Consider the following 24888-nt stretch of genomic DNA (forward strand, 5'->3'; position numbering starts at 1 on the left):
ACCCAACCCGGTTGCGGTGGGCGGCATTTCCCTGTCCCATGACCATGGGGTGAGATCGCCCGATAGGCTCATCGGCGCACCAAAGGGCACGAACGCACAGCGATGGGGGCAGCGGTGGCGGACGACGGATTCGACTTCAGGCCCGGGGCGCAGATCCCGCTCCAGGGCGGCGGGGGACAGACCGCGGCGACCAACGCACTGGCTTCCGCCGCCTACCGCGACGGCGGCAAGGACACGAAGCTGGAGTCCATACTCAAGGCCACCAGCGAGAACCACCCCGCCACGGTCAAGCCGCCGAAGATCTCCCTCTTCGAGCCGAACCTCGGCGAGGCCTTCTGCCGGGCCGTCGAGGCCCGCACCCTGGCCCCCGGCCGCAAACCGCTGATCCAGTCCTTCGGGACCGACCCGCAGACGGTCGTCGAGCACTGCCTGGCCGCGTCCCGCATCCGCAAGGAGCGCGACAAGAAGCTCCGCCTGATCATGCTGGTCTGCGGCGTGCTGTTCCTCCCGGGCCTGCTGCTGTGGCTGGGCCTGTTCCAGCTCCGCAAGAGCCTGGCCTCCGGCGAGGGCAAGCGCTCGTCCTGGATGGGTACCGCGCTCCTGGTCGGCGTGGCCGTCCTGGCGGCCGTCCTGATGTTCAGGCTGCCGTTCAGCGGTTTCGCCGGCTTCTACCTGCGCGGCATGATCATCGCCCCGGCCATCGGCTGGCTGTTCGCCCGCCGGATCTGCGAGGCCACCGCCGCCGACCTGCGCTCGCGCTGGGACGGGCTGCTGGCCGGCGACGGGATCGGCGCCAAGATCCCGGAGGCCGTACCGGGCAACCCCGACGAGAAGGCGCGCGAGGACCTGCGCCACCAGCTGGCCAAGCTGACCGCCGAGGACCGCAGCAACCACGTCTTCTACGCGGGCCCCAAGGGCATCCTCGGCATGGGCACCCGCTGGGGCAGCTGGCAGATGGCCGAGGAGCTGGTTCCCAAGAACGACGGGGCCGAGATCCACCCCTTCCGCAGCTGGGACGTCATCCGCGCCGTCGACGCCGAGCTGCGCAAGCTGGAGCGCGGCCCGCTGCACACCGGCGGCTTCCCGACCGCCGCGATCCAGCACTGGATCGTCACCCCGATCGGCGAGGGTGCCGCGGAGGTGGCCCGCCCCACCGGCGAGAACACCGACAACTTCCTGATCAAGCCGCACGAGATCACCCGGATCTGCAACGAGCAGCAGTTCAGCGCCGGCAACCGGCACTACCTGGGCATCCAGTACCCGCTGTGGGACGGCCAGCTCGTCATCACCATGCTGGTGACGGTCACCGTGCTCTACAAGACGCTGCGGGTGGACGTCACCGCGCACGCCCTGGGTCCGGTGAACGGCCTGTTCACCACGAAGTCCGCGGCCCCGGTGGTCGAGGTGCCCAAGAGCATCCGCTTCTGGGAGACCGTGGAGCGCCCGCTGCCGCTGGTGACCACGCAGGAGGTGGTACGGCTGGCCGTACGGGCCCCGCTGACCTGGTACCCGCCGATCCTCGACTTCTTCGGCGGCAAGCTGGTGCTGCCCGAGCCGTTCGGCGTCCGGCACGTGTGGGCCGGGTCGATGTGGCGCCACCGCTTCATGGCGGACGACGCGCTGCGCACCGTGGCTCCGGTCCTGCGCGCGGTGCACGCCGCCACCTTCAGGGTGCTGGAGGAGAACGGTGTCGACACCGAGCGCTTCACCAACCGCTCCTCGATCATGAGCGGCCTGATCCAGGAGCCCGCACCGCGCAAGGCGGACGTGTACGACGCATAGGTAGGCTGAGTACCGCGACAGCCCGCCGAGGCCGAGGAGGGACGATGACCGAGCGCAAGCCGCCTGGTGTCGACGTCGAGTCCTGGGTGGACCGGCAGATCAGGGAGGCCGCCGACCGCGGCGACTTCGAGAACCTGCCGGGTCGGGGCAAGCCGCTGCCCTCGCTCGACGCCCCCTACGACGAACTGTGGTGGATCAAGGGGAAGCTGCACCGCGAGGGGTTCTCGGCCCTGCCCCCGTCCCTCGCGCTCCGCAAGGAGGCCGAGGACGCGAGGGAGGCGGCCCTCGCGGCCCGTTCCGAGCGCCAGGCGCGGGAGATCCTCACCGAGATCAACGAGAAGATCCGCGCGGCCCTGCGCATGCCCCCGCAGGGGCCGCCGCTCCGTCTGACGGAGTTCGACGTCGAGGACGTGCTGCGCGCGCGGCGGGCGGCGCGCACCGCGTAGACCGGATCCGGTCCGTCGGCCCGTCGGTCCCCGGGTCCGTCAGCCCGTCGGCCAGGAATCGGCGAGCATCTGACGGGTGTCCGCCAGGAGTTGGGGCAGCACCTTGGTGTGCCCGACGACCGGCATGAAGTTCGTGTCCCCGCCCCAGCGGGGCACGATGTGCTGGTGCAGGTGCGCGGCGATGCCGGCCCCGGCGGCCGCGCCCTGGTTCATGCCGATGTTGAAACCGTGCGCGCCGGAGGCCTTGCGCAGCGCGACCATGGCCCGCTTGGTGAGGTCGGCCAGCTCGGCCGTCTCGGGGGCGTCGAGCTCGGTGTAGTCGGCGACGTGCCGGTACGGGACGACCATCAGGTGGCCGCCGTTGTACGGGTACAGGTTCAGCACCGCGTAGACGTGCCGGCCGCGGGCGACGACCAGTCCGTCCTCGTCCGACATCTCCGGGATCCCGCAGAAGGGACAGCCGTCCCCGGCTTCCGGGCCGGTCGGCTTGTTCTCCCCCTGGATGTAGGCCATCCGGTGGGGCGTCCACAGACGCTGGAACGCGTCCTGCGTGCCCACCCCGATCTGCTGCTCCGGCTCAGTCGTCATGGCGGCAAGCATATGACCTCGCCTGCGCGTACGAGGAAGGCCCCCGGAAAGTGATCACTTTCCGGGGGCCCCTCGTCACGGATCAGACCTGGACGCGGTCCGCGACGACCTTCGCCAGCTTGGCGAGCGCCTCGTCCTTCGGGATGCCGTTCTCCTGCGAACCGTCGCGGTAGCGGAAGGAGACGGTGCCCGCGGCCATGTCCTCGTCACCGACGATGATCATGAAGGGGACCTTGAGCTTCTGGTGGTTGCGGATCTTCTTCTGCATCCGGTCCGAGGAGGCGTCCACCTCGACCCGCAGACCCTGCTTCTTCGCCGCGGCGGCGAACTCCTGCAGGTACTCCACGTGCCCGTCGCCGATCGGGATGCCGACCGCCTGGACCGGGGCGAGCCACGGCGGCATGGCGCCCGCGTAGTGCTCCAGCAGTACGGCGAAGAACCGCTCGATGGAGCCGAACAGCGCGCGGTGGATCATGACCGGGCGCTGGCGCGAGCCGTCCGGGGCGGTGTACTCGAGGTTGAACCGCTCCGGCAGGTTGAAGTCCAGCTGGACGGTCGACATCTGCCAGGTACGGCCGATGGCGTCCCGCGCCTGCACGGAGATCTTCGGGCCGTAGAAGGCCGCGCCGCCCGGGTCGGGGGTCAGCGGGAGGCCCTGCTTCTCGGCGACCTGCTGGAGGACGGCGGTCGCCTCCTCCCAGACCTCGTCCGAGCCGACGAACTTCTCCGGGTCCTTGGTCGACAGCTCCAGGTAGAAGTCGGTCAGACCGTAGTCGCGCAGCAGGTTCAGCACGAAGGTGAGCGTGCGGTCGAGCTCCTCCGCCATCTGCTCACGGGTGCAGTAGATGTGCGCGTCGTCCTGGGTGAAGCCCCGGGCGCGGGTCAGGCCGTGCACGACGCCCGACTTCTCGTACCGGTACACGGTGCCGAACTCGAACAGGCGCAGCGGAAGTTCGCGGTAGGAGCGGCCGCGCGCGTCGAAGATCAGGTTGTGCATCGGGCAGTTCATGGGCTTGAGGTAGTAGTCGGTACCACCGTCGAGCTGCATGGGGGGGTACATGCCCTCCGCGTACCAGTCCAGGTGGCCGCTCTTCTCGAAGAGGGCGCCCTTGGTGGCGTGCGGGGAGTAGACGAACTCGTAGCCCTCCTCCTCGTGCCGGCGGCGCGAGTAGTCCTCCATGGTCCGGCGGATGATGCCGCCGCGCGGGTGGAAGACGGCGAGGCCGGAGCCGATCTCGTCCGGGATGGAGAACAGGTCGAGCTCGTTGCCGAGCTTGCGGTGGTCGCGCTTCTCGGCCTCGGCGAGGAAGTCGAGGTGGGCCTTCAGCTCCTCCTTCGACGGCCACGCGGTGCCGTAGATGCGCTGGAGCATCGGGTTCTTCTCGCTGCCGCGCCAGTAGGCGGCGGCGTTGCGCATGAGCTTGAAGGCCGGGATGGTGCGGGTGGTGGGCAGGTGGGGACCGCGGCAGAGGTCCTTCCAGCACAGCTCGCCGGTCTTCGCGTCGAGGTTGTCGTAGATGGTCAGCTCGCCGCCGCCCACCTCGACGTTCGCGCCGTCGTCGGTGGACGCGGAGCCCTTGATGCCGATGAGCTCCAGCTTGTAGGGCTCGTCGGCGAGCTCCTCGCGGGCCGCCTCGTCGGTGACCACGCGGCGGGCGAACTTCTGCCCGCGCTTCTGGATCTCCTGCATCTTCTTCTCGATGGCCTTCAGGTCCTCCGGAGTGAAGGGCCGGGCCACGTCGAAGTCGTAGTAGAAGCCGTCCCGGACCGGCGGGCCGATGCCCAGCTTGGCCTCGGGGAAGAGCTCCTGCACGGCCTGCGCCATGACGTGCGCGGTCGAGTGGCGCAGGATGTTCAGGCCGTCCTCGGAGGAGATCTCCACCGGTTCGACGGTCTCGCCGTCCTGCACCTCGTACGCGAGGTCCTTGAGCTCGCCCGCGACGCGCGCGGCGACGATGGTGCGCTCGCCGGCGAAGAGCTCCGCCGCCGTAGTGCCCGTGGCCACCACGCGCTCGTCCCGCTCGGAATCGCGTTGGATGATCACACGGACGTCTGACACCGGTCTCTCCTGACTCAGGGGGTGCGCGAGCGAACACTGCGCGCGTGAATCGTACCGAGCGGAGTGGCTGCGCCGCTAAACGGTTACCCCCCGGTCCGGCCCGGGCCCCTCGAGCACGCCCACCCGGGCCCCGACCGCCGGATGCCCTGGCGGTCGGCATCGCACCGCGGCCCCGCACCGGCCGCACGCAGGCGGGTCGTGGGGCGGGGCCCCTCCGGGGCGTCTCCTCGGCTCGCGAACCCTCAGCCCGACCGGCCCGTTGGTCGGCGGTGGGTTCGCTCGGCCTGCGGGGACGCCCCGGAGTGTCCCCACCCCACCCGAAGCCTCGGGCCGGCTCCGGCGAGGGCGTATGTGGGACGGTCCGGCCATGGTCGACCGGCGCGGGCGGGTCGGGGGTGGGTTCGGTGCGCCCGGCGGGCCCTGGGCCCCGGACCGGAGGGCGGGGGCGGTCCTGGACCGGCGCCGCCGGGCGGGGGTGGCGTCGGTAGGGTGGGCGGATGGACGAGCCGGAGATCCGACCCCTGGACCTGAGCGACGATGACACCGCGGCCGGTGTCCACCGGGTCGGGCTGGCCGCGTACGCGGTGGAGGCGGAGCTGATCGGCTTCGGGGGGATTCCGGCGTTGGGCGAGAGCCTCGAGCAGATGCGGGGGCGTGCCCTGCACTGGGTCGGGGCGGTGTCCGGCGGCGGGGAGATCGCCGGGTTCCTCGCCTGGGAGGAGCAGGCCGGCGGCGTCGGGATCGACCGGCTCTGCGTGGACCCCGCCCGGTTCCGCCGCGGCATCGCCTCCCGGCTGCTGCGCCACGCGCTGACGGAGCTCTTCCCCGGCCGGCCCGTCACGGTCACCACGGGCGCCGCCAACAGCCCCGCCGTGGCCCTCTACACCCGCACCGGCTTCACCCGTGGCCCGGACTTCTCCCCCGCCCCGGGCCTGGTCATGGCCTCGTTCACCACCGGCGCCTGAGGACCGCGGCCGCGCTCACTCGTCGCCCGGCAGGGCGTCCGCGGGGTCGAACGAGTCGTCCAGCGACTTCATCAGCCGGTCCCGCTCGACCTCGTCCAACGGCACCGGCGCCACGTCGGCCGCATCCGTCAGCCGGCGGAACCCGCCCCGCCGTTGGAGCCGCCCGCTGACCCGGACCGGCAGCCCCACCAGGTGCGCGTGCCCCGCGACCCGGTACGCCTCCTCGTCCAGCGCGACCCGGACGTACGGGATCTCCGCCCCCGCCAGGACCCGCAGCCGGACCGTGCCCCCGCCGCCCGCCGCCGCGCGCCGCATCCGTACCACCGCGCCCGCGAGCCGGACCGCCACCGCCGGCTCGGTCCGGGTGTAGCGGGCGGCGGCCTCGCGGAGCACCGGCAGGTCGCCGGGCGAGAACTCCACCGGCTCCGGGCGGGCCGCGCACCCCGCCGGGACCCCCGCCGCCGGAGCCCAGGCCAGCGCGACCCGGGCCCCCTCGGAGCCGCGGACCAGCGCGATCAGCGCATCGGCGAGCTCCCGGCTGACCCCGGCCCGCACGGCCGCGTCGAAGGCGTCCATGCCGCCCGTGGCCCGCCGGTAGTCCACCGCCTCGCGCGCCGCGTGCAGCGCGTGGTGCAGCCGGGTCACCGTCCCCCGCCCGCCGTCCACCGGGACGAAGGCGGTGAGCCGGCGCCCGCCGGGACAGGGCCCCACCAGGACCCCTTCCAGGGCCCGTTCGGCCTTCGCCCGGTGCCGGGCCCCGTAGTACCCGGCCCGCTCCCGGTCGGCCAGGGCCCCGGCCAGCAGCAGCCTGCGGGCGGCCGAGCGCAGCTGTTCCTGCACCGTCCAGTCGGCCTCGCCCCGCAGCCCGTACGCCCCTTCGGGGATCTCCCGCTCCCAGCGGACCTCGTCACTGGGCAGGCTCAGCCCGTACAGCACCTCCCGCGCCGACGGCAGCGCGCTGCGCGAGAGCGCGGTCAGCGCCTCCTCCAGCAGGTCGGCGCAGTCGGGGAAGCTGCGGCTCTCGGGGACGAGCAGGCTGGTGCCCCCGGTGCCCGCGGCAGGGGCGGCGGGCGGGGTCCAGCGCCCGTAGCGTCCGGCGGCCCCGCCGCGCCGCAGCCAGCCGTGCCGGTGCAGCAGCGCGCCCAGCACCGCCGGGTCGACGTGCGCGGGGTCGGGCGTCCCGGAGGAGAAGCCCGCGGACGACAAGGGTTCGGGGTGCGGTGCGTGCCAGTTCATCAGGGTGTCCCTCCCGACCCGACCCGGGTCATGATCTCGCACAGCGCACGGTCGTCGAAGATCCGCGAGGTCGGGATCCGTACGGTGGTCCGGCGCCGGCCGGTCACGGGGTGTCCGGCGAGGTTGGTCCAGTAGCAGCAGTGCCGCAGGTCGAGCCGGTCGTGTCCGGCGGCGAGCCATTGGTCGCGCTCCCGCGGGACGAGCATCACGACGAGGATCTTGTGGACGGCGACCGGGGTGCGGGCCAGCTTCACCAGGTGCTCGTTGTCCAGGGTGAAGCCGAAGGTGGGCCCGGCCGGCCGCGGCGGTATCTGGTAGGTCGCCTTCAACTGCACCTTGATGGTGACCTCGTCGTCGACGACGTGTTCGGGGGCGCCGTGGCTGACGTGCCAGTCGATGCCGTTGTCCGGAAAGGGCTGGGACAGCGAGCAGCCGGCCGCGGCGGCGACGGCGTGCAGGTATCCCACCTGGAGGGTCTCCATGCAGGCGGTGGTGGCGAGTGCGCCGCGCAGCGGTCCGCTCCGCGCCCCGCCCGGCGTGCCGGCGCGCGGATCGATCTGCCCCGCCAGCACCCCGCCCTGTTCGGGCCGTGTGAGCGCCATGGCCGGCTCCCCATGCCTTGCGGGCTCTGCCGTGGGTGGTGGGTGGGGTGACGACCGGTCATGTGCACGGCCCCCCAAGGGTGTTGTCTCCGCATGCGGGTCGCGGCAAACGGCGTACGGGGCAAACAGCCCGGGTATCACCGATGCGGGCAAGGGTGGCGTGTTCCGGGTGCGCCCCATCTGCCGATCGGGGACGAGGAGTTCGCCATGACACGCTGGTACGAGGGCCCGCTGGCCGCATTCGACACGGAGACGACCGGGGTGGACGTCGAGGAGGACCGGATCGTGTCCGCCGCGCTCGTCGTGCAGGAGTGCGCGGGCGGGCGGGTGCGCACCACGCGCTGGCTGGTCAATCCCGGCATCCCGGTGCCCCCGGGGGCCACGGAGGTGCACGGCCTGACCGACGAGCACCTCCAGCGCCACGGGCGTTGGCCGGCACCCGTCGTGGAGGAGATAGCCCGCGGCCTCGGGGAGCAGCAGGTGGCGGGCCGGCCGGTGGTGGTGATGAACGCGCCCTTCGATCTGACGCTGCTGGACCGGGAGTTGCGTCGGCACCGGGCGTCGTCGCTGACGCGGTATCTGGACAACCGGCCGCTGACGGTGCTGGATCCGCGGGTGCTGGACAAGCACCTGGACCGCTACCGCAAGGGCCGCCGGACCCTGACGGACCTGTGCGCGCACTACGGGATAGAGCTGGAGGGCGCGCACGACGCGGCGGCGGACGCACTGGCCTCGCTGGAGCTCGTACGGGCGGTGGGGCGCCGGTTCGCGGCCCGTCTGGAGCGGCTGTCGCCGGCCGAACTGCACACGCTGCAGGCGGTGTGGCACGCGGCGCAGGCGCGGGGGCTGCAGGCGTGGTTCGCGCGGCAGGGGACGCCGGAGCCGGTGGATCCGCACTGGCCGCTGCGGCCGGGCCTGTCGACGGCGGCGTAGAACGCAGGCGGCGCAGGACCAACGTCCCGGGTGCCGGACATGCGGAAGGCCGGCCCGTCGGATGACGGACCGGCCTCTCCCGGTGGGCGATACTGGGATCGAACCAGTGACCCCTTCGGTGTGAACGAAGTGCTCTCCCGCTGAGCTAATCGCCCGGGAACGCACTGAACAATACAGAAGCCTTGGGGCTGGTTCAAACCGCTTCCGGCGACGCGGCCAGCCGGGTCTCGATGCCGCGCCGCCCGGCCCGCATCATCAGGGCGTGGTTGAGCCGGAACACGGGCCGTCCGGGCAGCGCCAGGCGCCGCATCAGGGGCCGGCGCACCTCGACCTCCTGCTCGTACAGCGCGCGGGTGCGCGCGCGGCCCGTTCCGGCGCGGGGCCTTACGGTCCACCGGGCCCAGCCTTCGAGATCGCCGTGCAGGGACACCTCCAGCACGCCGCGGACCGGGTCGCGCAGCAGTTCGGCGACGGTCACCCGGAGCGCGTACGGCAGGACGGAGCGGACGGTCGCGGTGCCGGTGCGGTCGTCGACCGGCTCGACCCGGCGGATCTGGGGCCACCAGTGCGGGTAGTCCCCCGGGCGTTCCAGTACGGCGTAGACGCGTGCGGGCGGGGCGTCGAGGTCCCACACGCTGCGGAAGCGGTAGCGGCTCCAGCGGTCCCAGCGGCTGCGGTCCATGGATCCAGTCTGGCCCGCATCGGGCCCCGGTACGCCCCGTTCCGCCGGACCGTGCGTACTCAGGGCGGATCTGAGTACGCACACCCATGTCCCGAGGGGGTGACGGCCGCCACACTGCGAACCATGAACACCCCTCTGCCGCCGGCCGAAGAGCTGGCGCTCATCGACCGTGAGCTGGCTCAACTCGATGCCCGGCGCCTCTACTTGCTGGGCCGCCGCGACTGGCTGCTGCGGCTTCCGGCTCCCCTCGCCTGGGCTCCCGCGGCGCCCGCGCACCCCAAGGAGGCCTCGGCGCCGAGCGCGCAGAACGTCCTGCTGACCCTGGGCGCGGTGCTCCTGGCCGTGGCCGCCCTGGCCTTCACGCTGCTCAGCTGGGGGTCGCTCGGGATCGCGGGGCGCTCGGCGGTGCTGGCCGCGGTGACGGCGGCCGCGCTGGCCGCGCCGGTGCCGCTGCTGCGCCGCGGGCTGGCCTCGACGGCGGAGTCGGTGGCGGCGGTGGGGCTGCTGCTGACCGTGCTGGACGCCTACGCCCTGTACGCGGTCGGCCTGCCGGGCACGGACGGCACCGCGTACGCGGCCGGGGCGGCGGCGGTCCTGGCGGCGGTGTGGGCCGGGTACGGCTCCGCGCTGCGCACGCTGCGGATCCCGCTGCCGGCGGCGGTGCTCGCGGCGCAGTTCCCGCTGCCGCTGGCCGCGCTGGCGGCGCAGGCGGGACCGCAGGAGCTCGGCTGGGCGCTGCTGGCGACGGCGGCGCTGGACGCGGCGCTCGCGCTGCGGGCCCGGGCGGCTGCGGTCCCGGCGGCGGTGCTGGGGGCGGGGGCGCTGCTGATCGGCGCGACCGGGTCCTGGTCGGCGGCCTCGGCGGGCGCCGCGCTGGCCCCGGCGGGGCTGCTGCTGGCGGCCGCTGCGCTGGGTACGGCGGCGGCGTGGCGGGAGCCGCGCGCCTGGGCCGCGGCGCTGGCGGGCGGTGTGGCGGCGGTGGTCGCGCTGGGCGGGGTGGCGCGCCCCGCGCTGACCGGTCTGCTCTCCGGGGGCGCCTGGGTGGTGGCGGCGCACCTTGTGGTGGCGCTCCCGCTGCTCGCCGTCGTACGGGTCCGCGCGGTCCCGGAGCCGGTACGGCGGGGGCTGGCGCTGGCGGGCTCGGCGGTGGCCGCCCTGGCCGCGCTGGCGGCCGGGGCGGCGGCGGCCTCGACCCTGGTGGACCGGGTCGGGGTGCTCGACGAGGTGTGGGCGGCGACGGCCCCGGCGCGGGACCCGTACTGGCCGGGGGCGGCGGTTCCGGTGACGCTGCTGATGGCGGCGGGGGCCGGCCGGTGGCTGTCGCGGGTGTCGCCGCGGCCGGAGCCGGGGACGGCGGCGGTGATCTTGGCCTGGGCGGGGCTGTTCACGGCCCCCGAGCTGCTCGGCCTGCCGGTGGCGGCGGTGTTCGCCGCCCAGACGGCGGTGACGGGCGCCGCGGCGGTGGCGGCCCTGCGCACCCGGGAGCGCGCGGCCGGGCTGACGGCCGCCGGGTGCGCGCTGCTCGGGGCCGTGAGCGTGTCCCTGGGCGCGCTGGACGGCCGGGCGGCCACCTTCGCGGTGTGGGGGCTGCTGGGCGCGCTCTGCGCGGCAGGAGCGGCCTACGGGCCCGCTCCACGCCCGGTGCGGGCGGGGGCGGCGGTGTGCGCCGTCGGGTACGCCACGGGGCTGCTGGTGGCGGCGGCCGCCGTGTCGGACCTGGCGGTGGTCTGGTGGGCACTGCCGGTCCTGGCCGTGCCGGCGGTGGTGGCGGCGCTCGGGCCGAAGCTGGGCGCGGTGCGGGTGCCCGCCGAAATCGCCGCGGGCGCGGCCGGCATCCTGGCGGTCGTCCTGTCGACGGGCCGCGCCGGGACCCTCGCGCTGGTCCTCGCCCTGGCCGCGGTGATCTGCTCGGGCGCCGCGGTGCGGGCCGACCGGCGGGCGCTGGGCTGGGCGGCGGGGGCGCTGTTCGCGGCGGCGAGCTGGGTGCGGCTGGCGCAGGCAGGGGTCACGGCCCCGGAGGCGTACACGCTGCCGGTGACGGTGCCCGCCCTCGTGCTGGGCCTCCTGCGGCGGCGTACGGACCCGGCGGCGTCCTCGTGGACGGCGTACGGGCCGGGGCTGGCCGCGACCCTGCTGCCGAGCCTGCTGGCCGTCTTCGGCGGTTCCCCGACCGGGACGGCGAGCTGGTTGCGCCCGCTGCTGCTGGGCCTGGCCGCGCTGGGAGTGACCCTGGCGGGCGCCCACCGGCGGCTCCAGGCCCCGCTGCTGCTGGGCGGCGCGGTGCTTGCGGCGGTGGCGCTGCACGAGCTGGCCCCGTACGTGGTGCAGATCGCGGGGGCGCTGCCGCGCTGGGTGCCGCCGGCCCTGGCGGGCCTGCTGCTGCTGGCGGTGGGGGCGACGTACGAGAAGCGGCTGCGCGAGGCCCGGCGCCTGAAGGACGCGATCGGGCGGCTCGGGTGACCTGCCGGGACCGCGGAAACGCCAAGGGCCCGGAGACGGTGAAAGTCTCCGGGCCCTTGGTCCGGGTGGGCGATACTGGGTTCGAACCAGTGACCCCTTCGGTGTGAACGAAGTGCTCTCCCACTGAGCTAATCGCCCGGACGCACCGCAAACATTACCGCATGTCAGCGGTGCTCCATGACCACCACCGGCCGATCACTGGTCCTTGAGGTTCCAGGGCAGCACGAGCCCGTACTTCCACAGGTAGAAGCCGATCAGCGCGCCCGCGATCAGGAGGCCCACGGTGGTCAGGACGAGGTTGCGGCGGCGGACCTTGGGATCGAGCGCCTTCTGCGCCGCCTCGGTGACCTTGCGCTTGGTCCAGCGCAGGACGAGGTGCGCCCAGGCGAACTCGGTGGCCCAGATCGCCAGGCCCGCGAAGATCGCGACCCAGCCGGGGCCGGGCAGGACGAGCATGGCGACGCCGGCCCCGATGACCGCCAGGCCGACGACGAAGACACCGACCTGCCAGCTCAGGTGCAGGCTCCGGCGGGCCTTGATGAAGGCGGGCGCCTTCGAGACGTGCTCCGCCTCATCGGCGGCCGGCTCCGGCCCCTTGCCAACGGACTCGTTCTCGCGGTCACTCCCCGTATTCATGAGAGCGAATCTACCGGAGCCGGAAGCAGAATCCAGCGGAGCCCGAAGCACACGCGAATGACCGTTTGGATCCGCCGTCCGAGGGACCCAGAGGTCCGCAAAACGGTCAGAGGGGTTTACAACGGCACCGTAGGTGGCATGTCGATTTCGCCGACGTGCGAATCCCCGAGCGCACACTGAGCGAAAGGCCCTGGCGCTTATGAACACCACGGTCAGCTGCGAGCTGCACCTGCGCCTCGTTGTGTCGAGCGAGTCCTCACTGCCTGTTCCCGCGGGCCTGCGGTATGACACGGCCGACCCCTACGCCGTGCACGCCACCTTCCACACCGGCGCCGAGGAGACGGTCGAATGGGTGTTCGCCCGCGACCTCCTCGCGGAGGGCCTGCACCGGCCCACCGGTACCGGCGACGTCCGCGTCTGGCCCTCCCGCAGCCACGGTCAGGGCGTCGTCTGCATCGCCCTGAGCTCACCGGAGGGAGAAGCGCTGCTCGAAGCACCCGCCCGAGCACTCGAGTCGTTCCTCAAGCGGACGGACGCCGCGGTCCCGCCCGGGACCGAGCACCGGCACTTCGACCTCGACAAGGAGCTCTCCCACATCCTGGCCGAAAGCTGAGCCAGGCCCTCCGCCGCGCGACACCGTCCGACTCGGGGCGACGGTGTGCGCCGGACAACCACATAGGCAGTGCCGGCGCTGTCCACGCGGGAGCCATCCGCGCGGACGGCGCCGGTGTGCGTGCCCGGCCCTCTCGGCCGAGTACCCGCTAGAGTCGGCCCCCATCGGCGGCGGCAGCCCGTCGCCGCAGGCCCGGCCCTTGAGGGAGACCCCGTGCAGATCCCCCACGACACCCGTCGCGCGCTCGACGTCGTCGTCGCGCTGGTGAACACCGCGGCCGAGGCGGACCAGCCCGACGGGCTCTCCGACATCAGCGCGCTGCGTGATTTCGTGCAGGAGTACTCGATCAGCGACGTCGGCGAGCTCGGCGCCCGCGACCTGGCCGGGGTCCGCACGGTGCGCGGCAAGTTCGCCCAGGTCTTCGCGGCACCGAACGCCCGTGCGGCCTCCGTGCTGATCAACGAGCTGGTGGCGACGGCCGGCACGACCCCGCAGCTCACCGACCACGACGGCTACGACTGGCACGTGCACTACTTCGCGCCGGGCGCCTCGGTGGGCGACCACCTCGCGGCCGACGGGGGCATGGCCCTGGCCTTCATCGTGGTCTCCGGCGAACAGGAACGGCTGCGCCGCTGCGAGGCCCCGGACTGCCGGCGCGCTTTCGTGGACCTCTCCCGGAACCGCTCGCGGCGCTACTGCGACAGCCGGACCTGCGGCAACCGGCTGCACGTGGCGGCGTACCGGGCCCGGCGCAAGGAAGCCGACGCGGGGCACTCAGAGCAGGAAGAGGTCGTGCACGGCGGCCAGCAGCAGCAGGACGCCGATCACGGCTAGGAAGATCATCAGGGGCGGCTGGGAGAGCGCGAAGAGGCAGCCTCGCGGCTCCTCGGCGACAGGGGCGGGTACCGGCGCGGGCACCGAGGGCTCACTCTGGGATGTTTCGAGCATGTCGGGGCGATGATGGCGCAGCTCGCCGCCATCCGTCCCTCAACACGCCATTTTCCGCCCGGGAGTTCGCCCGATTTCGTGGACCGCGGCGCTCCGGGGCCGCTGCGGCCGCTCAGATCCCGTGCTTCTTGAGGATGGCCTCGATGTCGGAGAAGTCGTCCGCCGCAGCGGCGGCCTGCGGCTTCCCGCCCGCGGCGGGCCGCGAGCGGGCGCCGGAGCCGAGCGAGGGTGCGGAGGCGCCCGGGGCCACGGCCTCCGGGGCCGGGCTCCCCTTGGCCGCCCTGGCCGGCTTCCCGGACCCGCCGAGCCTGCGGCGCTCGACGGCGCGGGTGGTCATGAACAGCAGCCAGGACAGCCCCAGCAGGGCGAAGCCGGCCCAGACGGCCGGATTGAAGACCATCCCGGACACCCACTCCACGACACCGGTCAGCACCAGGCCGACGGGTACCAGCGCGTACGCGGCGATGCGCGCGGCGGCCAGGAAGCGCCTGCGGTAGGCGGTCAGCGCGGCGATGCCCAGGCCCGCCGCGGACACCGCGGAACAAATGGTCTCGGCGAGCATGCGGTCCTCCAGGTGTGGGCGGTCTGTCCCCGTCCATCGTGCCCCGCCCGTGGCCCCGCGGGCCAGGTGCACGGCCCCCCGCGGACGGATCTCGGGGAGATCTCCGGGTCGCGCCTCCTCCTCGGGTCCCGGTCGGTACACCGGGGCTGGGAGACTGTCCCCATGACCGATTCCGTGATCCTCGACGTCTGGTGCGAGCTCCAGTGCCCCGACTGCCACAGCGCGCTCGACGACGTACGCGCCCTGCGGGCCCGCTACGGCGACCGGCTGGACATCCGGCTGCGCCACTTCCCCCTGGAGAAGCACAAGCACGCCTTCGCCGCGGCGCAGGCCGCCGAGGAGGCCGTGGAGCAGGGGCAGGGCTGGCCGTTCGCGGAGGCCGTGCTGGCGCGCACCGCGGAGCTGGGCGAGCGCGGCGAGCCGGTCCTGCTGGACGTGGCGCGTGAACTCGGCCTGGACGTCGAGGAGTTCGACACCGCCCTGATCGACGGACGGCACATCCTGATCGTCGACGCCGACCAGGCCGAGGGCAAGGCGATCGGCGTCACCGGCACCCCGACCTACGTGATCGGCGGCGAGCGCCTGGACGGCGGCAAGAGCCAGGAGGGCCTGCGCGCCCGCATCGAGGAGATCGCGGACCGCCTGCTCGCCGGCTAGTGCTGGGACCGGAAAGGTTCGCCGGTCAGAGCATTAGGTCAGCTGCTTCGCGGCGTTCACCATGAAGTCCCGGTAGCCGAGCGACGCGTACAGCCGGCGGGCCGGGGTGTTGTCCTCGTGGACGTGCAAGCCCAGCCGCCGGGCTCCCGCCGCCAGGGCGGCGTGCTCGGCCAGCAGCATGAGGGTGCGCCCGTGCCCCCGCCGCCGGTGCTCGGGGGCGACGGCGACGTCCCACACGTACGGGGCGGGGCCGAGGCCCGGCAGGTCGCGCTCCCCCACCCACAGGGTGCCCAGGATCGCCCCGTCCGGCGCCTGGAGCAGGAGGAACGCCGAGCCGGGGGTGTCCCGCCCGGCCGGCAGCAGCACGGCGTGCTCCGCGCGGGACGCGGCCAGGGCCTGGTCGGCGGTCGTCCCGGGCCGGATCAGGTGGTCGGCGTACTCCAGGACGGCCCGCTCCTGCCAGGCGTCGTACTCGGTCCGGGTCATGGCCCGGCCGCTGCCGCCGGGCGGGAGGGCGGGCGGTGCGGCCGGCAGCTCCTTGACCTGGACCCGGCCGGTCACGCGGTAGCCGAGGGCCTCGGCCATCCGCAGCGCCGGCGCCGCGTCGGCGGGTACCGACACGGCGATGCTCGTGCAGCGCCAGGAGCGCAGCACCTCCTCGGCGGCGAGCGCGGCGACCGTGCCGCGCCCGCGCCGCCGGTCCGGTTCGTCGATCCGCAGCCCCCGGATCACACCGACCTCCGGCTGTGCGGCCGAGCGGGTGGCGAGCTCGAGGCTGCCGACGTGCCGGCTGTTGACCCGGACCTCGTACGTCCGTGAGCGGGTGCCGTCACTGTGCTGCTGGAGCGGCTGTGCGGGCCGCAGGGTGGTGGTCATCACCTCGTGTTGTACCTGCCCGGCGGCCCCGCGTACACCGGGTTCACGGATCGAGGTCGGCCCCGGCCTTCGCCTCGAAGATCCGCATGGCCTCGGCGGTGACCGGGCCGGGGGCGGCGAGCTCCCGGCCGTCGATCCGCAGGACCGCCTGGACGTCGCGCAGCGAGGAGGTCAGGAAGACCTCCTCGGCCTGCTCCAGCACCTCGAAGGGCAGGTCGGTCTCCTTGGCCCCGGCCCATTCGACGACCAGGGCGCGGGTGATGCCGGCGAGGCAGCCCGATGCCAGGGGCGGGGTGTGCAGTTCTCCGTCGAGCACGATGAAGACGTTGGAGCCGGTGCCCTCGCAGAGCCGTCCCACGGTGTTGGCGAGGAGCGCCTCGGAGGCCCCGGCGCGGGCGGCGGTGGCGAGGGCCACGACGTTCTCCGCGTACGAGGTGGTCTTCAGGCCGGCCACGGCGGAGCGCTCGTTGCGTACCCAGTCCACCCGGACGACGGCGGTGGTGTCCGGGCGCCGTACGGACTCCGCGACGGCGACGACCAGCGTGGGCGCCGCGTCCCCGCGGTCGGAACCGAGGGGGGAGACCCCGCCGGTGTAGGTCACCCGCAGCCGCCCGAACGGCATCGGGTTCGCTTCCAGGACGGCCGCGCACGCGCGGCGCACCTCGTCGAGGTCGGGGTCCGGAAGGCCGAGGCCGCGCGCCGAGCGGGTCAGCCGCTCGAGGTGGCGGGTGAGCGCGAAGGCCTGCCCGCGCTCCGCCTTGAGCGTCTCGAACACGCCGTCTCCCACGGTCAGCCCGTGGTCGAAGACCGACACCTTCGCGCCGTCCACGTCCCGCAGCGCTCCGTCGAGCCAGATCCTCATGCGTGCGGCTCCTTTCACAGTCCCGTACGTCCCGTTCGTCCTGCCTCCTGCGCCCCCGACGCTACCCGCAGCAGGCGGGCGGCCTTGAGTTCGGTCTCCGCCCATTCCCGGTCGGGGTCGGAGCCCCAGGTGATGCCCGCGCCGGTGCCGAACAGCAGGCGGGGGCCGCCGGGGGCCTCCCGGTCGATCCAGAAGGTGCGGATGCCGACGGCCAGCTCCGCGGTGCCCCGGTCGGCGTCGACCCAGCCGATGCCGCCGCAGTAGGGGCCGCGCGGCGCGGTCTCCAGGGCCTCGATGATCCGCAGGGCGGAGGACTTGGGCGCCCCGGTGACGGAGCCGGGCGGGAAGGCGGCGGCGAGCAGCTGGGGCCAGCCGGCGCCGTCGGCGAGCACGCCGCTGACCGTGGAGACGAGGTGGACCAGGCCCGGGTGCTCCTCGACGGCGCACAGCTCGGGGACGGTGACGGAGCCGGTGGCGCACACCCGGCCCAGGTCGTTGCGGACGAGGTCCACGATCATCACGTTCTCGGCGTGGTCCTTGGGGAGCAGGTCGGCGACGGTGCGGCCGGTGCCCTTGATGGGGCCGGACTCGATGCGGCGGCCGGACCGGCGCAGGAAGAGCTCCGGGGAGGCGGTGGCGATCTCGACGCCGTGGGCGGGGAGCCGAATCGTTCCTGCGTAGGGCGCGGGGTTGCCGCGGGCGAGCAGGGCGGTGAGTGCGTCCACGTCGGCACCGGCCGGATCGGGCAGCGGCGCGGACATCACGCGGCAGAGGTTGGCCTGGTAGACCTCGCCCGCGGCGATGTGCTCGCGGATGCGGCGGACGCCGGCGGTGTACGCGGCGCGGTCGAGCGAGGTGGACCACTGGTCGGCGTCGGGGCCCCGCCAGGCGCCGGGTCGCGGCGTGGGGACGGGGTCGGGGCGTATGTCTCCGAAGCGCGCGCAGACGAGCCGCCCTTCGAAGTCGGCGGTCACCGCCCAGAAGCCGGTGGAGTCCAGGGCCGCGGGATCGCCGGTGACGTCTCGGAGGTCGGTCGCGAGGAGGCCGCCGAAGCGGGCCAGGGGAGGCAGGTCGTGCACGGCTGCGAGTCTATGACCGGTGGCGCCGCGGCGCCGGTGAGGTGACAGCGGGGTGACCGCCGGTGATCGAGCGGCAGCACGCTGCGGAAACGCGTTTTTGAGCTGGCCCCGGAATCCGCTAGAGTTCAACACGTCGCCAGGGAGCGAAGGGGCAAAACCCCGGAGCAAACGCGGTGACCTGCGGACGTAGCTCAGTTGGTAGAGCACCACCTTGCCAAGGTGGATGTCGCGAGTTCGAGTCTCGTCGTCCGCTCGAAGTGGGGGATTTCTTCCCGAGAACCCCTGCAGCTCCATGGTGGAGTGGCCGAGAGGCGAGGCAACGGCCTGCAAAGCCGTCTACACGGGTTCAAATCCCGTCTCCACCTCCAAGGACGATTAGCTCAGCGGGAGAGCGCTTCCCTGACACGGAAGAGGTCACTGGTTCAATCCCAGTATCGTCCACTGATCCGCAAGGATCTCCGCGCGATTAGCTCAGCGGGAGAGCGCTTCCCTGACACGGAAGAGGTCACTGGTTCAATCCCAGTATCGCGCACGCAGCACCTGCACCACATGTTCCACCTGCGGCTTCAGGCCGTTCCCGCGCGATTAGCTCAGCGGGAGAGCGCTTCCCTGACACGGAAGAGGTCACTGGTTCAATCCCAGTATCGCGCACCACCGGGAAGCCCCGGCCGTCGAGACGGCCGGGGCTTTCGCGTTCCTCCCCTCAGGAGGAGAAGAGCATCCGGCCGAAGCCGCCCCTGTGGTGGCCGTGGTGGCCGTGGCCGCCGTGGTGCGGGGCGCCCCACGCGGGAGCCGGTGCCGGGTAGGGGGCCGGGGGCACGGGGGGCGGCGGGACCTGGCCGTACTGCTGGGCGGTGTACTGGGACTCCAGGCGGGTGAGCGCCTCGAGCTCGCCGTAGTCGAGGAAGATGCCGCGGCAGCCGCTGCACTGCTCGATCTGGACCCCGTTGCGGTTGTAGGTGTGCATCATGGCGTGACACTTCGGACACTGCATGACCGGATCAACTCCTCGCCGTGGACGTCGCCATCGGATGCATGCCCGATGGCGGGAGCCTCACCCTACGGGGGAGGCTCGGACTCCAAGTCGGGTAGGAGGGCTGCGATGCGGGCACAGGCGTCCGCCATCAGCCGCTCCTCGTCGTCGAGTCGGCGGCCGGCTCGCGCCGCTTTGGCCAGGGACAGCGCCGCCGTCTGCACGGTGAGCGCCCGGGCGGCGAGGTCGAGTTCCGGCCAGGGGTCGCTGCCGGGCGGACCGGCCGCCGGACCGCCCGCGGACCGGTAGGCCTCGAGGAAGCGCAGCCAGGTGGCGGTGTCGAGCAGCCCGGCGGCGTACCAGGCGGCCGGGCGGGCCAGGTCCCAGGCGGGCGCGCCGACCCCGAGGTCGTCGACGTCGATGAGGAGCCAGGCCCCCGCCGGGGCGGGATGGCGCACCAACTGCCCCAGGTGCAGGTCTCCGTGGCACAGGGCCCCGCCGGCCGGGGGCGGCGCCTCGCCGCGCGCCCAGGCCGGCAGGGACCGGGCGGCGGCCCGTACGGCGCGCAGGGCACCGGGCTCGGTCCCCAGCGGCTGCGCCCGCGCCAGCCGGTCCAGGGCGCGGGCGAGCTTGGCCGGTCCGCGCATCGGCGGGACCGGGCCCGGGAGTCCGTCGGGCGGGGTGCGGTGCAGGGCGGCCAGGAGCCGGCCGGCCTCCTCCCAGGGCGCGTCCTCGGGGCGCTGCGGATCCACCGGAGCCCCGTAGGGCCACAGGGAGACGGGCCTGCCGTGGAGGGAGCCGGTGCGCAGCGGCGGCAGCAGCACCCCGGCCAGCGCCGTCGCCCCGGCGATGCGCAGCCGGGCGGCGAGGGCCTGCCGGTCGCTGTCCGCGGCATGGGCCTTGGCCACGGTGTCGCCGTGGCGCACGAGGGTGCCGTCGGGCCGGTCGGCGAGCACCTGGTACGCCCCCGGGGCGCGGCCGCCCGCGCCCCAGGCCGCGAGGGCGGCGGGCAGGGCGCGGGGGGTCAGGGCGCGAACGGCTCGTCGCTCCAGCGGAACCAGGCCTCCTCCCCGTCGATGTGCAGCAGGAACTCGGCCACCGGGCCGGTGGGCGATGCGAGGGTGAGCGCCCGCGCGATGACCTCGTACGCGGCGTCGAAGCGCTCGCCGTATTCGCCGGCGGCCATCAGGGCGAGGACCTCGTCGAACCAGGGTTTGACCTCGGCGAAGGCCGGTTCGGGCGCGAACCTGCCGCGCAGCCAGGGGAAATCGGCCTCGGTGACGGTGACGGTGCCCAGCAGGGCGCCCCTGCGCAGCAGCCGCCAGGTGGTGCCGTCGGACGTCACGTGCCCTCCCCTCGTGCGGCACGAGCGTACGCGCAGGACGGCGCGGCGTGGAAGCGGGAGGTAAGCGGGGAGAAGGCGGAAGGCAAGGGAAGGGGAGGGGAAGGGAAGGGAAGGGAAGGAGAAGCGGCACGACGAGCGGCAGGAGAGCCCATGAAAAAGGGTGCTGCCCGTCCGACTCCCCAGTCGTACGGGCAGCACCCTTCACCTGCCGTCCGTCGTCACGCCCCCGTCCCCACGGGGTGTGACGGGCCGGTTCCCGGGCCGCTCTCCCGGGCCGTGGCGCCGCTCAGCGCCCCAGCATCGAACCCACGGACGACGCCTGTGCCGCCACCTGCTCGAAGCCTCCGAAGAGGAAGAGCAGGAGGGCGGCCAGGGGGAGCACCATCGCAGCGGCCACCAGCGGGTGGCGCGTACCGGACTCATGGCCGTTGAACGCGAATGCCTTGCGTCCCTGCCGTACGACGTCCGCCATGGTCCTCTCCCTGTCGTTGGCAGCGGCGGGCTTTTGACCTCGGGGGACGAGTGCGCCACCCGCCGCTTGTCTTCAACACTAGGCGCGCACAGGGGCTGCGGCCTCATGCCCTCGTACCCATTGGCGGGCCTCCGGGAGGATGACGGGCGCCGGTCGGTGTACTCCCCTGGGTGGAGACGGCTCCCCCAGTGTCGGGGTCTTCCCGGAGGGGGTCAGCGCAGGGTGGTGACTTCGCTCACTTCCGTCACTCCCTGTTCCTGCGTGACCGCCGACACGGCACGGGCGTGATCCACTGGCCGATCCGCGGCGTACCGGCACGGCCGGACCGGGTGCGGACGGCGAAGATCGCCCAACCCCCTTGCCCGAAAGCCGGATTGATCAAACGGGCCGCGCCGGTGCTCCGGCGGGGCCGGACAGCTGAGAACCCCTCAAGTGTGCCGCTCCGCACTGACAATCGAATCTCCCGGCGAGGGCGCGGCCTCTGAGCGCACATGCCGGATCGTCCGTAAGCTGTGCCACGTCAACAGGACGACCGGTCAGCGGGGTGGACATGGCGATGATGCGGCTCCGGCGCGAGGACCCGCGTGTCGTCGGCTCGTTCAGACTGCACCGACGGCTCGGCGCCGGCGGCATGGGCGTGGTCTACCTGGGATCGGACCGGCGCGGGCAGCGCGTCGCGCTCAAGGTCATCCGGCCGGACCTGGCCGAGGACCAGGAGTTCCGCTCCCGGTTCGCCCGCGAGGTGTCCGCCGCCCGCCGCATCCGGGGCGGGTGCACCGCACGCCTGGTGGCGGCGGATCTGGAGGCCGAGCGGCCGTGGTTCGCGACCCAGTACGTCCCCGGGCCATCCCTGCACGACAAGGTGGCCGAGGAAGGCCCCCTGACGGCCGCGCAGATCGCCGCCATCGGTGCCGCGCTCTCCGAGGGCCTGGTCGCCGTGCACGAGGCGGGGGTCGTCCACCGGGACCTCAAGCCCTCGAACATCCTCCTCTCCCCCAAGGGCCCGCGGATCATCGACTTCGGGATCGCCTGGGCCACCGGGGCGAGCACCCTGACCCACGTGGGAACGGCCGTCGGATCCCCCGGCTTCCTCGCGCCCGAACAGGTGCGCGGCGCCGCGGTCACGCCCGCGACGGACGTCTTCGCCCTCGGCGCCACCCTCGCCTACGCGGCGACCGCCGACTCCCCCTTCGGACACGGCAGTTCCGAGGTCATGCTGTACCGGGTGGTGCACGAGGAGCCCCACCTCGTCGGGGTCCCGGACGCGCTCGCGCCCCTCGTACGGGCCTGCCTGGCCAAGGATCCCGAGGAGCGGCCCAGCACGCTCCAGCTGTCGATGCGGCTCAAGGAGATCGCGGCCCGCGAGGCGCAGGGCCTGTCGGACGGCCGCCCGCCCGCGCAGCGCGCCCGCGTCGAGCGGCCGACGGGGCGGCTCACCGAGGAGTACGCCGACCAGCGCACGGAGCGTCGAACCGGCGGCTCCACCCCGCCGCGGGGCCAGGGCGGCTCGCAGAGCGGACCGCACTCGCGGCCCTCGTCCTCCCGCAACCCGCGCACTCCGGGCGGCCCGCCCTCCCGGCCGACGGCGGGGCGTACGGGCGGCCGCCCGGGCCCCCGTACGACGGGAACGGGGCGGCGGCCTTCGCGGCCGGACCCCAAGCTGATGCGGCAGCGGCTGATCGTGTTCGTCGTGGTGACGCTGATCGTGGCCCTGGGCATCGCCGCCGCCCAGAAGTTCTGACCGGGGCTCCCGGGAGCCCGCGTCGCGGTTACGCGCCGGCGCGGCCCTGGGCCACCGCGTAGAAGGCCACCGCGGCGGCGGCGCCCACGTTCAGGGAGTCCACGCCGTGCGCCATGGGGATGCGCACCCATTCGTCGGCGGCGACCAGCGCCTGCGTGGACAGCCCGTCCCCTTCGGCGCCGAGCATCAGCGCGACCCGCTCCAGGGACTGGGGTGCGGCCACGTCGATGGGCGAGGCCTTCTCGTGCGGGGTCAGGGCCAGCAGCTTGAAGCCGGCCTCGCGGACCGAGTCCAGGCCCTTGGGCCAGGCGTCCAGGCGGGCGTAGGGGACGGAGAACACCGCGCCCATGGAGACCTTCACCGAGCGGCGGTAGAGCGGGTCCGCGCAGTCGGGCGACAGCAGGACCGCGTCCATGCCGAGGGCGGCGGCGCTGCGGAAGATGGCCCCGATGTTGGTGTGGTCGTTGACCGCTTCCATGATGACGACGCGGCGCGTGGTGGCGAGGAGTTCCTCGGCCGTCGGCAGCGGCTTGCGCTGCATGGAGGCGAGCGCGCCGCGGTGCACGTGGTAGCCGGTGACGCGTTCGGCGAGCTCCGGGCTGACGGCGTAGACCGGGGCGGGGAGCTCGTCGATGACGTCGCGCATGACGTCGACCCACTTCGCGGAGAGCAGCATCGAGCGCATCTCGTACCCGGCGTCCTTGGCCCGTCTGATGACCTTCTCGCCCTCGGCGATGAAGAGGCCTTCCGCGGGTTCGCGCCTGCGCCGGAGTTCGACGTCGGTCAGGCCCGTGTAGTCGCGCAGGCGCGGGTCGTCGGGGTCCTCGACGGTGATGAGATCAGCCACAGGGTGATACTGCCTTGTCCTGGGTGCGGTGCCAACGGCCAGAGGATGCTCAGGCGCTGGTGCTGGGAAGGGCGCCGGGGTCGAGGACGCCGACGACCTCGCCGATGACGATGACGGCGGGCGGGCGGACCTCCTCGGCGCGGACCCGCTCGCCGACCGTGGCGAGGGTGGCGTCCACCCGGCGCTGGGTGGCGGTCGTGCCCTCCTGGACCACGGCGACCGGGGTCCCGGCGGGCTTCCCGTGCCGTACGAGGGCCTCGGCGATCGAGCCGATCTTGTCCACGCCCATCAGGATGACGAGGGTGCCGGTGAGCTTGGCCAGGGAGGCCCAGTCCACGAGGGAGCGCGGGTCCTCGGGGCCGACGTGCCCGCTGACCACGGTGAACTCGTGGGCCACGCCGCGGTGGGTGACGGGGATGCCGACGGCGCCGGGCACCGAGATGGAGCTGGAGATGCCGGGGACGACGGTGCAGGGGATGCCGGCCTCGGCGAGCGCCTGGAGCTCTTCCATGCCGCGGCCGAAGACGTACGGGTCCCCGCCCTTGAGGCGGACCACGGCCTTGCCGGCCTTGGCGTGCTCGATCAGGGCGTTGTTGATGGCCTCCTGGGCCATGTACCGGCCGTACGGGATCTTCGCGGCGTCGATGACCTCGACGTGCGGGGGGAGCTCGTCGAGGAGGTCGCGGGGGCCGAGCCGGTCGGCGACGACGACGTCGGCCTCGGCCAGGAGGCGGCGGCCGCGCACGGTGATGAGGTCGGGGTCGCCGGGTCCGCCGCCGACGAGGGAGACGCCGGGGGTGTGCGGGCGGGCGGCCGTGAGGGAGCCGTCGCGCAGGCCCTCGACGACCGCGTCGCGGACGGCGGCGGAGCGGCGGGGGTCGTTGCCGCTGAGCACGGCGACGGTGATGCCCTCCACGCGGCCGGTGGCCGGGGTCCAGGCCGTGGCGGCCTCGGCGTCGTCGGCGCGGACGCACCAGACCCGCTCGCGGTCGGCTTCGGCGGAGGCGCGGTCGTTGGCCGCGCGGTCCCGGGTGGCGATGAGCGCGTACCAGGCGCCGGCGAGGTCGCCGTCCTCGTAGCGGCGGCGCTCCCAGCGGATCTCCCCGGTCTCGGCCATGGCGTCCACAGAGGGGGTGGCGGAGGGAGAGATCAGGAGGACGTCGGCGCCGGCCGCGACGAGTGCGGGGAGGCGGCGCTGGGCGACCTGTCCGCCGCCGATGACGACGACGCGGCGGCCGGCCAGCCTGAGACCGACGGGGTACGCGGGGTGTTCAGCCATGGCGGTGCGGCTCCTGATGCGGCGGTCGTCGTTCGGCTTGCCGCTGCGGCGTTGGAGCGGCGGGGGTACTGACGTGCGGTTATGTGGTGGGGTCCACCATACGGCGCGGGGTGTGCGCGGGCGCGGGGCGGGCCCTGCGGGCGGCATTCCCCTCCCCGCCCCTTCCCGAAACCGGGCTCCGCCCCGCCCCGCGCCGGCCACGCCGGCGGGGGGGCCGCACACGCCGGCGAGCCGGACAGCGGGCC

The 24888-nt window shown here is 73.7% G+C and carries 26 protein-coding genes and 7 tRNA genes; 14 read left to right on the top strand and 19 right to left on the bottom strand.

Annotated features, from left to right (window positions below; genetic code table 11):
- The first annotated feature begins 114 nt into the window (after positions 1-114).
- On the top strand, positions 115-1782 hold the full coding sequence (locus AB0D44_RS24075) for a hypothetical protein (protein WP_362594539.1): 1668 nt from the start codon (positions 115-117) through the stop codon (positions 1780-1782).
- Between the two features lie 44 nt (positions 1783-1826).
- Positions 1827-2228 carry a DUF1992 domain-containing protein gene (locus AB0D44_RS24080; protein WP_362594541.1) on the top strand — a complete coding sequence of 134 codons (402 nt, stop codon included), beginning with the start codon at positions 1827-1829 and terminating at the stop codon, positions 2226-2228.
- 39 nt (positions 2229-2267) lie between these two features.
- Here the strand turns inward: AB0D44_RS24080 and AB0D44_RS24085 are convergent, their stop codons facing one another.
- A complete protein-coding gene (locus tag AB0D44_RS24085) occupies positions 2268-2828 on the bottom strand; it encodes an HIT domain-containing protein (protein WP_362594543.1) in 561 nt (186 codons plus the stop codon).
- A gap of 70 nt (positions 2829-2898) precedes the next feature.
- Positions 2899-4875 (bottom strand): threonine--tRNA ligase, encoded by a 1977-nt coding sequence (gene thrS, locus AB0D44_RS24090; protein WP_362594545.1) that lies wholly within the window; start codon positions 4873-4875, stop codon positions 2899-2901.
- Between the two features lie 497 nt (positions 4876-5372).
- On the opposite strand from thrS, the gene AB0D44_RS24095 reads away from it, so the two are divergent.
- Positions 5373-5840 (top strand): GNAT family N-acetyltransferase, encoded by a 468-nt coding sequence (locus AB0D44_RS24095; protein WP_362594547.1) that lies wholly within the window; start codon positions 5373-5375, stop codon positions 5838-5840.
- A 15-nt stretch (positions 5841-5855) separates the two neighbouring features.
- Here AB0D44_RS24095 and AB0D44_RS24100 read toward each other — a convergent pair whose 3' ends face one another.
- Together AB0D44_RS24100 and AB0D44_RS24105 are read right to left on the bottom strand one after the other, a co-directional pair.
- Positions 5856-7076 carry a hypothetical protein gene (locus AB0D44_RS24100; protein WP_362594549.1) on the bottom strand — a complete coding sequence of 407 codons (1221 nt, stop codon included), beginning with the start codon at positions 7074-7076 and terminating at the stop codon, positions 5856-5858.
- Positions 7076-7678 carry a DUF4365 domain-containing protein gene (locus AB0D44_RS24105; protein ID WP_362594551.1) on the bottom strand — a complete coding sequence of 201 codons (603 nt, stop codon included), beginning with the start codon at positions 7676-7678 and terminating at the stop codon, positions 7076-7078. Before AB0D44_RS24105 ends, AB0D44_RS24100 begins: the two co-directional genes overlap by 1 nt.
- Positions 7679-7885: 207 nt before the next feature.
- On the opposite strand from AB0D44_RS24105, the gene AB0D44_RS24110 reads away from it, so the two are divergent.
- Complete coding sequence (locus AB0D44_RS24110; RefSeq protein WP_362594553.1) at positions 7886-8611, top strand: 3'-5' exonuclease; 726 nt, start codon at positions 7886-7888, stop codon at positions 8609-8611.
- A gap of 83 nt (positions 8612-8694) precedes the next feature.
- On the opposite strand, the gene AB0D44_RS24115 is transcribed toward AB0D44_RS24110, so the two are convergent.
- Together AB0D44_RS24115 and AB0D44_RS24120 are read right to left on the bottom strand one after the other, a co-directional pair.
- Positions 8695-8766: transfer RNA gene (locus AB0D44_RS24115), tRNA-Val, on the bottom strand.
- Positions 8767-8804: 38 nt separating this feature from the next.
- Positions 8805-9293 (bottom strand): SRPBCC family protein, encoded by a 489-nt coding sequence (locus AB0D44_RS24120; RefSeq protein WP_362594555.1) that lies wholly within the window; start codon positions 9291-9293, stop codon positions 8805-8807.
- A 123-nt stretch (positions 9294-9416) separates the two neighbouring features.
- Here AB0D44_RS24120 and AB0D44_RS24125 point away from each other — a divergent pair, with 123 nt between their 5' ends.
- Positions 9417-11753 carry a hypothetical protein gene (locus tag AB0D44_RS24125; protein ID WP_362594557.1) on the top strand — a complete coding sequence of 779 codons (2337 nt, stop codon included), beginning with the start codon at positions 9417-9419 and terminating at the stop codon, positions 11751-11753.
- Positions 11754-11819: 66 nt separating this feature from the next.
- Here AB0D44_RS24125 and AB0D44_RS24130 read toward each other — a convergent pair.
- Both AB0D44_RS24130 and AB0D44_RS24135 read right to left on the bottom strand, forming a co-directional pair.
- Positions 11820-11891, bottom strand: a tRNA-Val gene (locus AB0D44_RS24130).
- 57 nt (positions 11892-11948) lie between these two features.
- On the bottom strand, positions 11949-12389 hold the full coding sequence (locus AB0D44_RS24135; protein ID WP_362594559.1) for a TIGR02611 family protein: 441 nt from the start codon (positions 12387-12389) through the stop codon (positions 11949-11951).
- Between the two features lie 199 nt (positions 12390-12588).
- Here AB0D44_RS24135 and AB0D44_RS24140 point away from each other — a divergent pair, with 199 nt between their 5' ends.
- Together AB0D44_RS24140 and AB0D44_RS24145 are read left to right on the top strand one after the other, a co-directional pair.
- Entirely contained in the window at positions 12589-13002 is a 414-nt protein-coding gene (locus AB0D44_RS24140) for an SsgA family sporulation/cell division regulator (RefSeq protein WP_030011909.1), read from the top strand.
- 213 nt (positions 13003-13215) lie between these two features.
- Positions 13216-13836 (top strand): CGNR zinc finger domain-containing protein, encoded by a 621-nt coding sequence (locus AB0D44_RS24145; protein ID WP_362594561.1) that lies wholly within the window; start codon positions 13216-13218, stop codon positions 13834-13836.
- Here the strand turns inward: AB0D44_RS24145 and AB0D44_RS24150 are convergent.
- Together AB0D44_RS24150 and AB0D44_RS24155 are read right to left on the bottom strand one after the other, a co-directional pair.
- Positions 13777-13950, bottom strand: coding sequence for a hypothetical protein (locus AB0D44_RS24150; RefSeq protein ID WP_362594563.1), 174 nt, complete (start codon positions 13948-13950; stop codon positions 13777-13779). The two genes, AB0D44_RS24145 and AB0D44_RS24150, sit on opposite strands and share 60 nt — an antisense overlap.
- A 112-nt stretch (positions 13951-14062) precedes the next feature.
- Positions 14063-14512 (bottom strand): hypothetical protein, encoded by a 450-nt coding sequence (locus AB0D44_RS24155; RefSeq protein WP_362594565.1) that lies wholly within the window; start codon positions 14510-14512, stop codon positions 14063-14065.
- A 162-nt stretch (positions 14513-14674) separates the two neighbouring features.
- On the opposite strand from AB0D44_RS24155, the gene AB0D44_RS24160 reads away from it, so the two are divergent.
- Entirely contained in the window at positions 14675-15169 is a 495-nt protein-coding gene (locus AB0D44_RS24160) for a DsbA family protein (RefSeq protein ID WP_362594567.1), read from the top strand.
- A gap of 33 nt (positions 15170-15202) precedes the next feature.
- On the opposite strand, the gene AB0D44_RS24165 is transcribed toward AB0D44_RS24160, so the two are convergent.
- Genes AB0D44_RS24165 through AB0D44_RS24175 form a run of 3 tightly spaced genes read right to left on the bottom strand, consistent with a single transcriptional unit; the run spans position 15203 to position 17986 of the window.
- Positions 15203-16045, bottom strand: a complete 843-nt coding sequence (locus AB0D44_RS24165) for a GNAT family N-acetyltransferase (RefSeq protein WP_362594568.1) — start codon at positions 16043-16045, stop codon at positions 15203-15205.
- A gap of 43 nt (positions 16046-16088) precedes the next feature.
- Entirely contained in the window at positions 16089-16907 is an 819-nt protein-coding gene (locus AB0D44_RS24170) for an aminodeoxychorismate lyase (protein ID WP_362594569.1), read from the bottom strand.
- Positions 16908-16921: 14 nt separating this feature from the next.
- On the bottom strand, positions 16922-17986 hold the full coding sequence (locus AB0D44_RS24175; protein ID WP_362594570.1) for a chorismate-binding protein: 1065 nt from the start codon (positions 17984-17986) through the stop codon (positions 16922-16924).
- Between the two features lie 180 nt (positions 17987-18166).
- On the opposite strand from AB0D44_RS24175, the gene AB0D44_RS24180 reads away from it, so the two are divergent.
- The 5 genes from AB0D44_RS24180 (at position 18167) to AB0D44_RS24200 (ending at position 18640) form a co-directional block, all read left to right on the top strand.
- Positions 18167-18239: transfer RNA gene (locus AB0D44_RS24180), tRNA-Gly, on the top strand.
- 41 nt (positions 18240-18280) lie between these two features.
- Positions 18281-18354 (top strand) — tRNA-Cys (locus AB0D44_RS24185).
- 1 nt (position 18355) lies between these two features.
- Positions 18356-18427 (top strand) — tRNA-Val (locus AB0D44_RS24190).
- Between the two features lie 19 nt (positions 18428-18446).
- Positions 18447-18518: transfer RNA gene (locus AB0D44_RS24195), tRNA-Val, on the top strand.
- Positions 18519-18565: 47 nt separating this feature from the next.
- Positions 18566-18640: transfer RNA gene (locus AB0D44_RS24200), tRNA-Val, on the top strand.
- 49 nt (positions 18641-18689) lie between these two features.
- Here the strand turns inward: AB0D44_RS24200 and AB0D44_RS24205 are convergent.
- From AB0D44_RS24205 to AB0D44_RS24220, 4 genes are all read right to left on the bottom strand, one after another.
- A complete protein-coding gene (locus AB0D44_RS24205; protein WP_362594572.1) occupies positions 18690-18980 on the bottom strand; it encodes a zf-TFIIB domain-containing protein in 291 nt (96 codons plus the stop codon).
- A 65-nt stretch (positions 18981-19045) separates the two neighbouring features.
- Positions 19046-19972 (bottom strand): phosphotransferase, encoded by a 927-nt coding sequence (locus AB0D44_RS24210; RefSeq protein ID WP_362594586.1) that lies wholly within the window; start codon positions 19970-19972, stop codon positions 19046-19048.
- Between the two features lie 11 nt (positions 19973-19983).
- Positions 19984-20304, bottom strand: a complete 321-nt coding sequence (locus tag AB0D44_RS24215; protein WP_362594588.1) for a hypothetical protein — start codon at positions 20302-20304, stop codon at positions 19984-19986.
- Between the two features lie 286 nt (positions 20305-20590).
- On the bottom strand, positions 20591-20776 hold the full coding sequence (locus AB0D44_RS24220) for a hypothetical protein (RefSeq protein WP_362594574.1): 186 nt from the start codon (positions 20774-20776) through the stop codon (positions 20591-20593).
- Between the two features lie 550 nt (positions 20777-21326).
- On the opposite strand from AB0D44_RS24220, the gene AB0D44_RS24225 reads away from it, so the two are divergent.
- A complete protein-coding gene (locus AB0D44_RS24225; RefSeq protein ID WP_362594576.1) occupies positions 21327-22517 on the top strand; it encodes a protein kinase in 1191 nt (396 codons plus the stop codon).
- Positions 22518-22545: 28 nt separating this feature from the next.
- Here AB0D44_RS24225 and AB0D44_RS24230 read toward each other — a convergent pair whose 3' ends face one another.
- Together AB0D44_RS24230 and cobA are read right to left on the bottom strand one after the other, a co-directional pair.
- Entirely contained in the window at positions 22546-23364 is an 819-nt protein-coding gene (locus tag AB0D44_RS24230; protein WP_362594578.1) for an RNA methyltransferase, read from the bottom strand.
- A gap of 49 nt (positions 23365-23413) precedes the next feature.
- Positions 23414-24643 carry a uroporphyrinogen-III C-methyltransferase gene (gene cobA, locus AB0D44_RS24235; RefSeq protein ID WP_362594580.1) on the bottom strand — a complete coding sequence of 410 codons (1230 nt, stop codon included), beginning with the start codon at positions 24641-24643 and terminating at the stop codon, positions 23414-23416.
- Positions 24644-24888 lie beyond the last annotated feature (245 nt).

This window comes from Streptomyces sp. NPDC048349, assembly GCF_040651925.1.
In the GTDB taxonomy this organism is placed as follows: domain Bacteria; phylum Actinomycetota; class Actinomycetes; order Streptomycetales; family Streptomycetaceae; genus Streptomyces.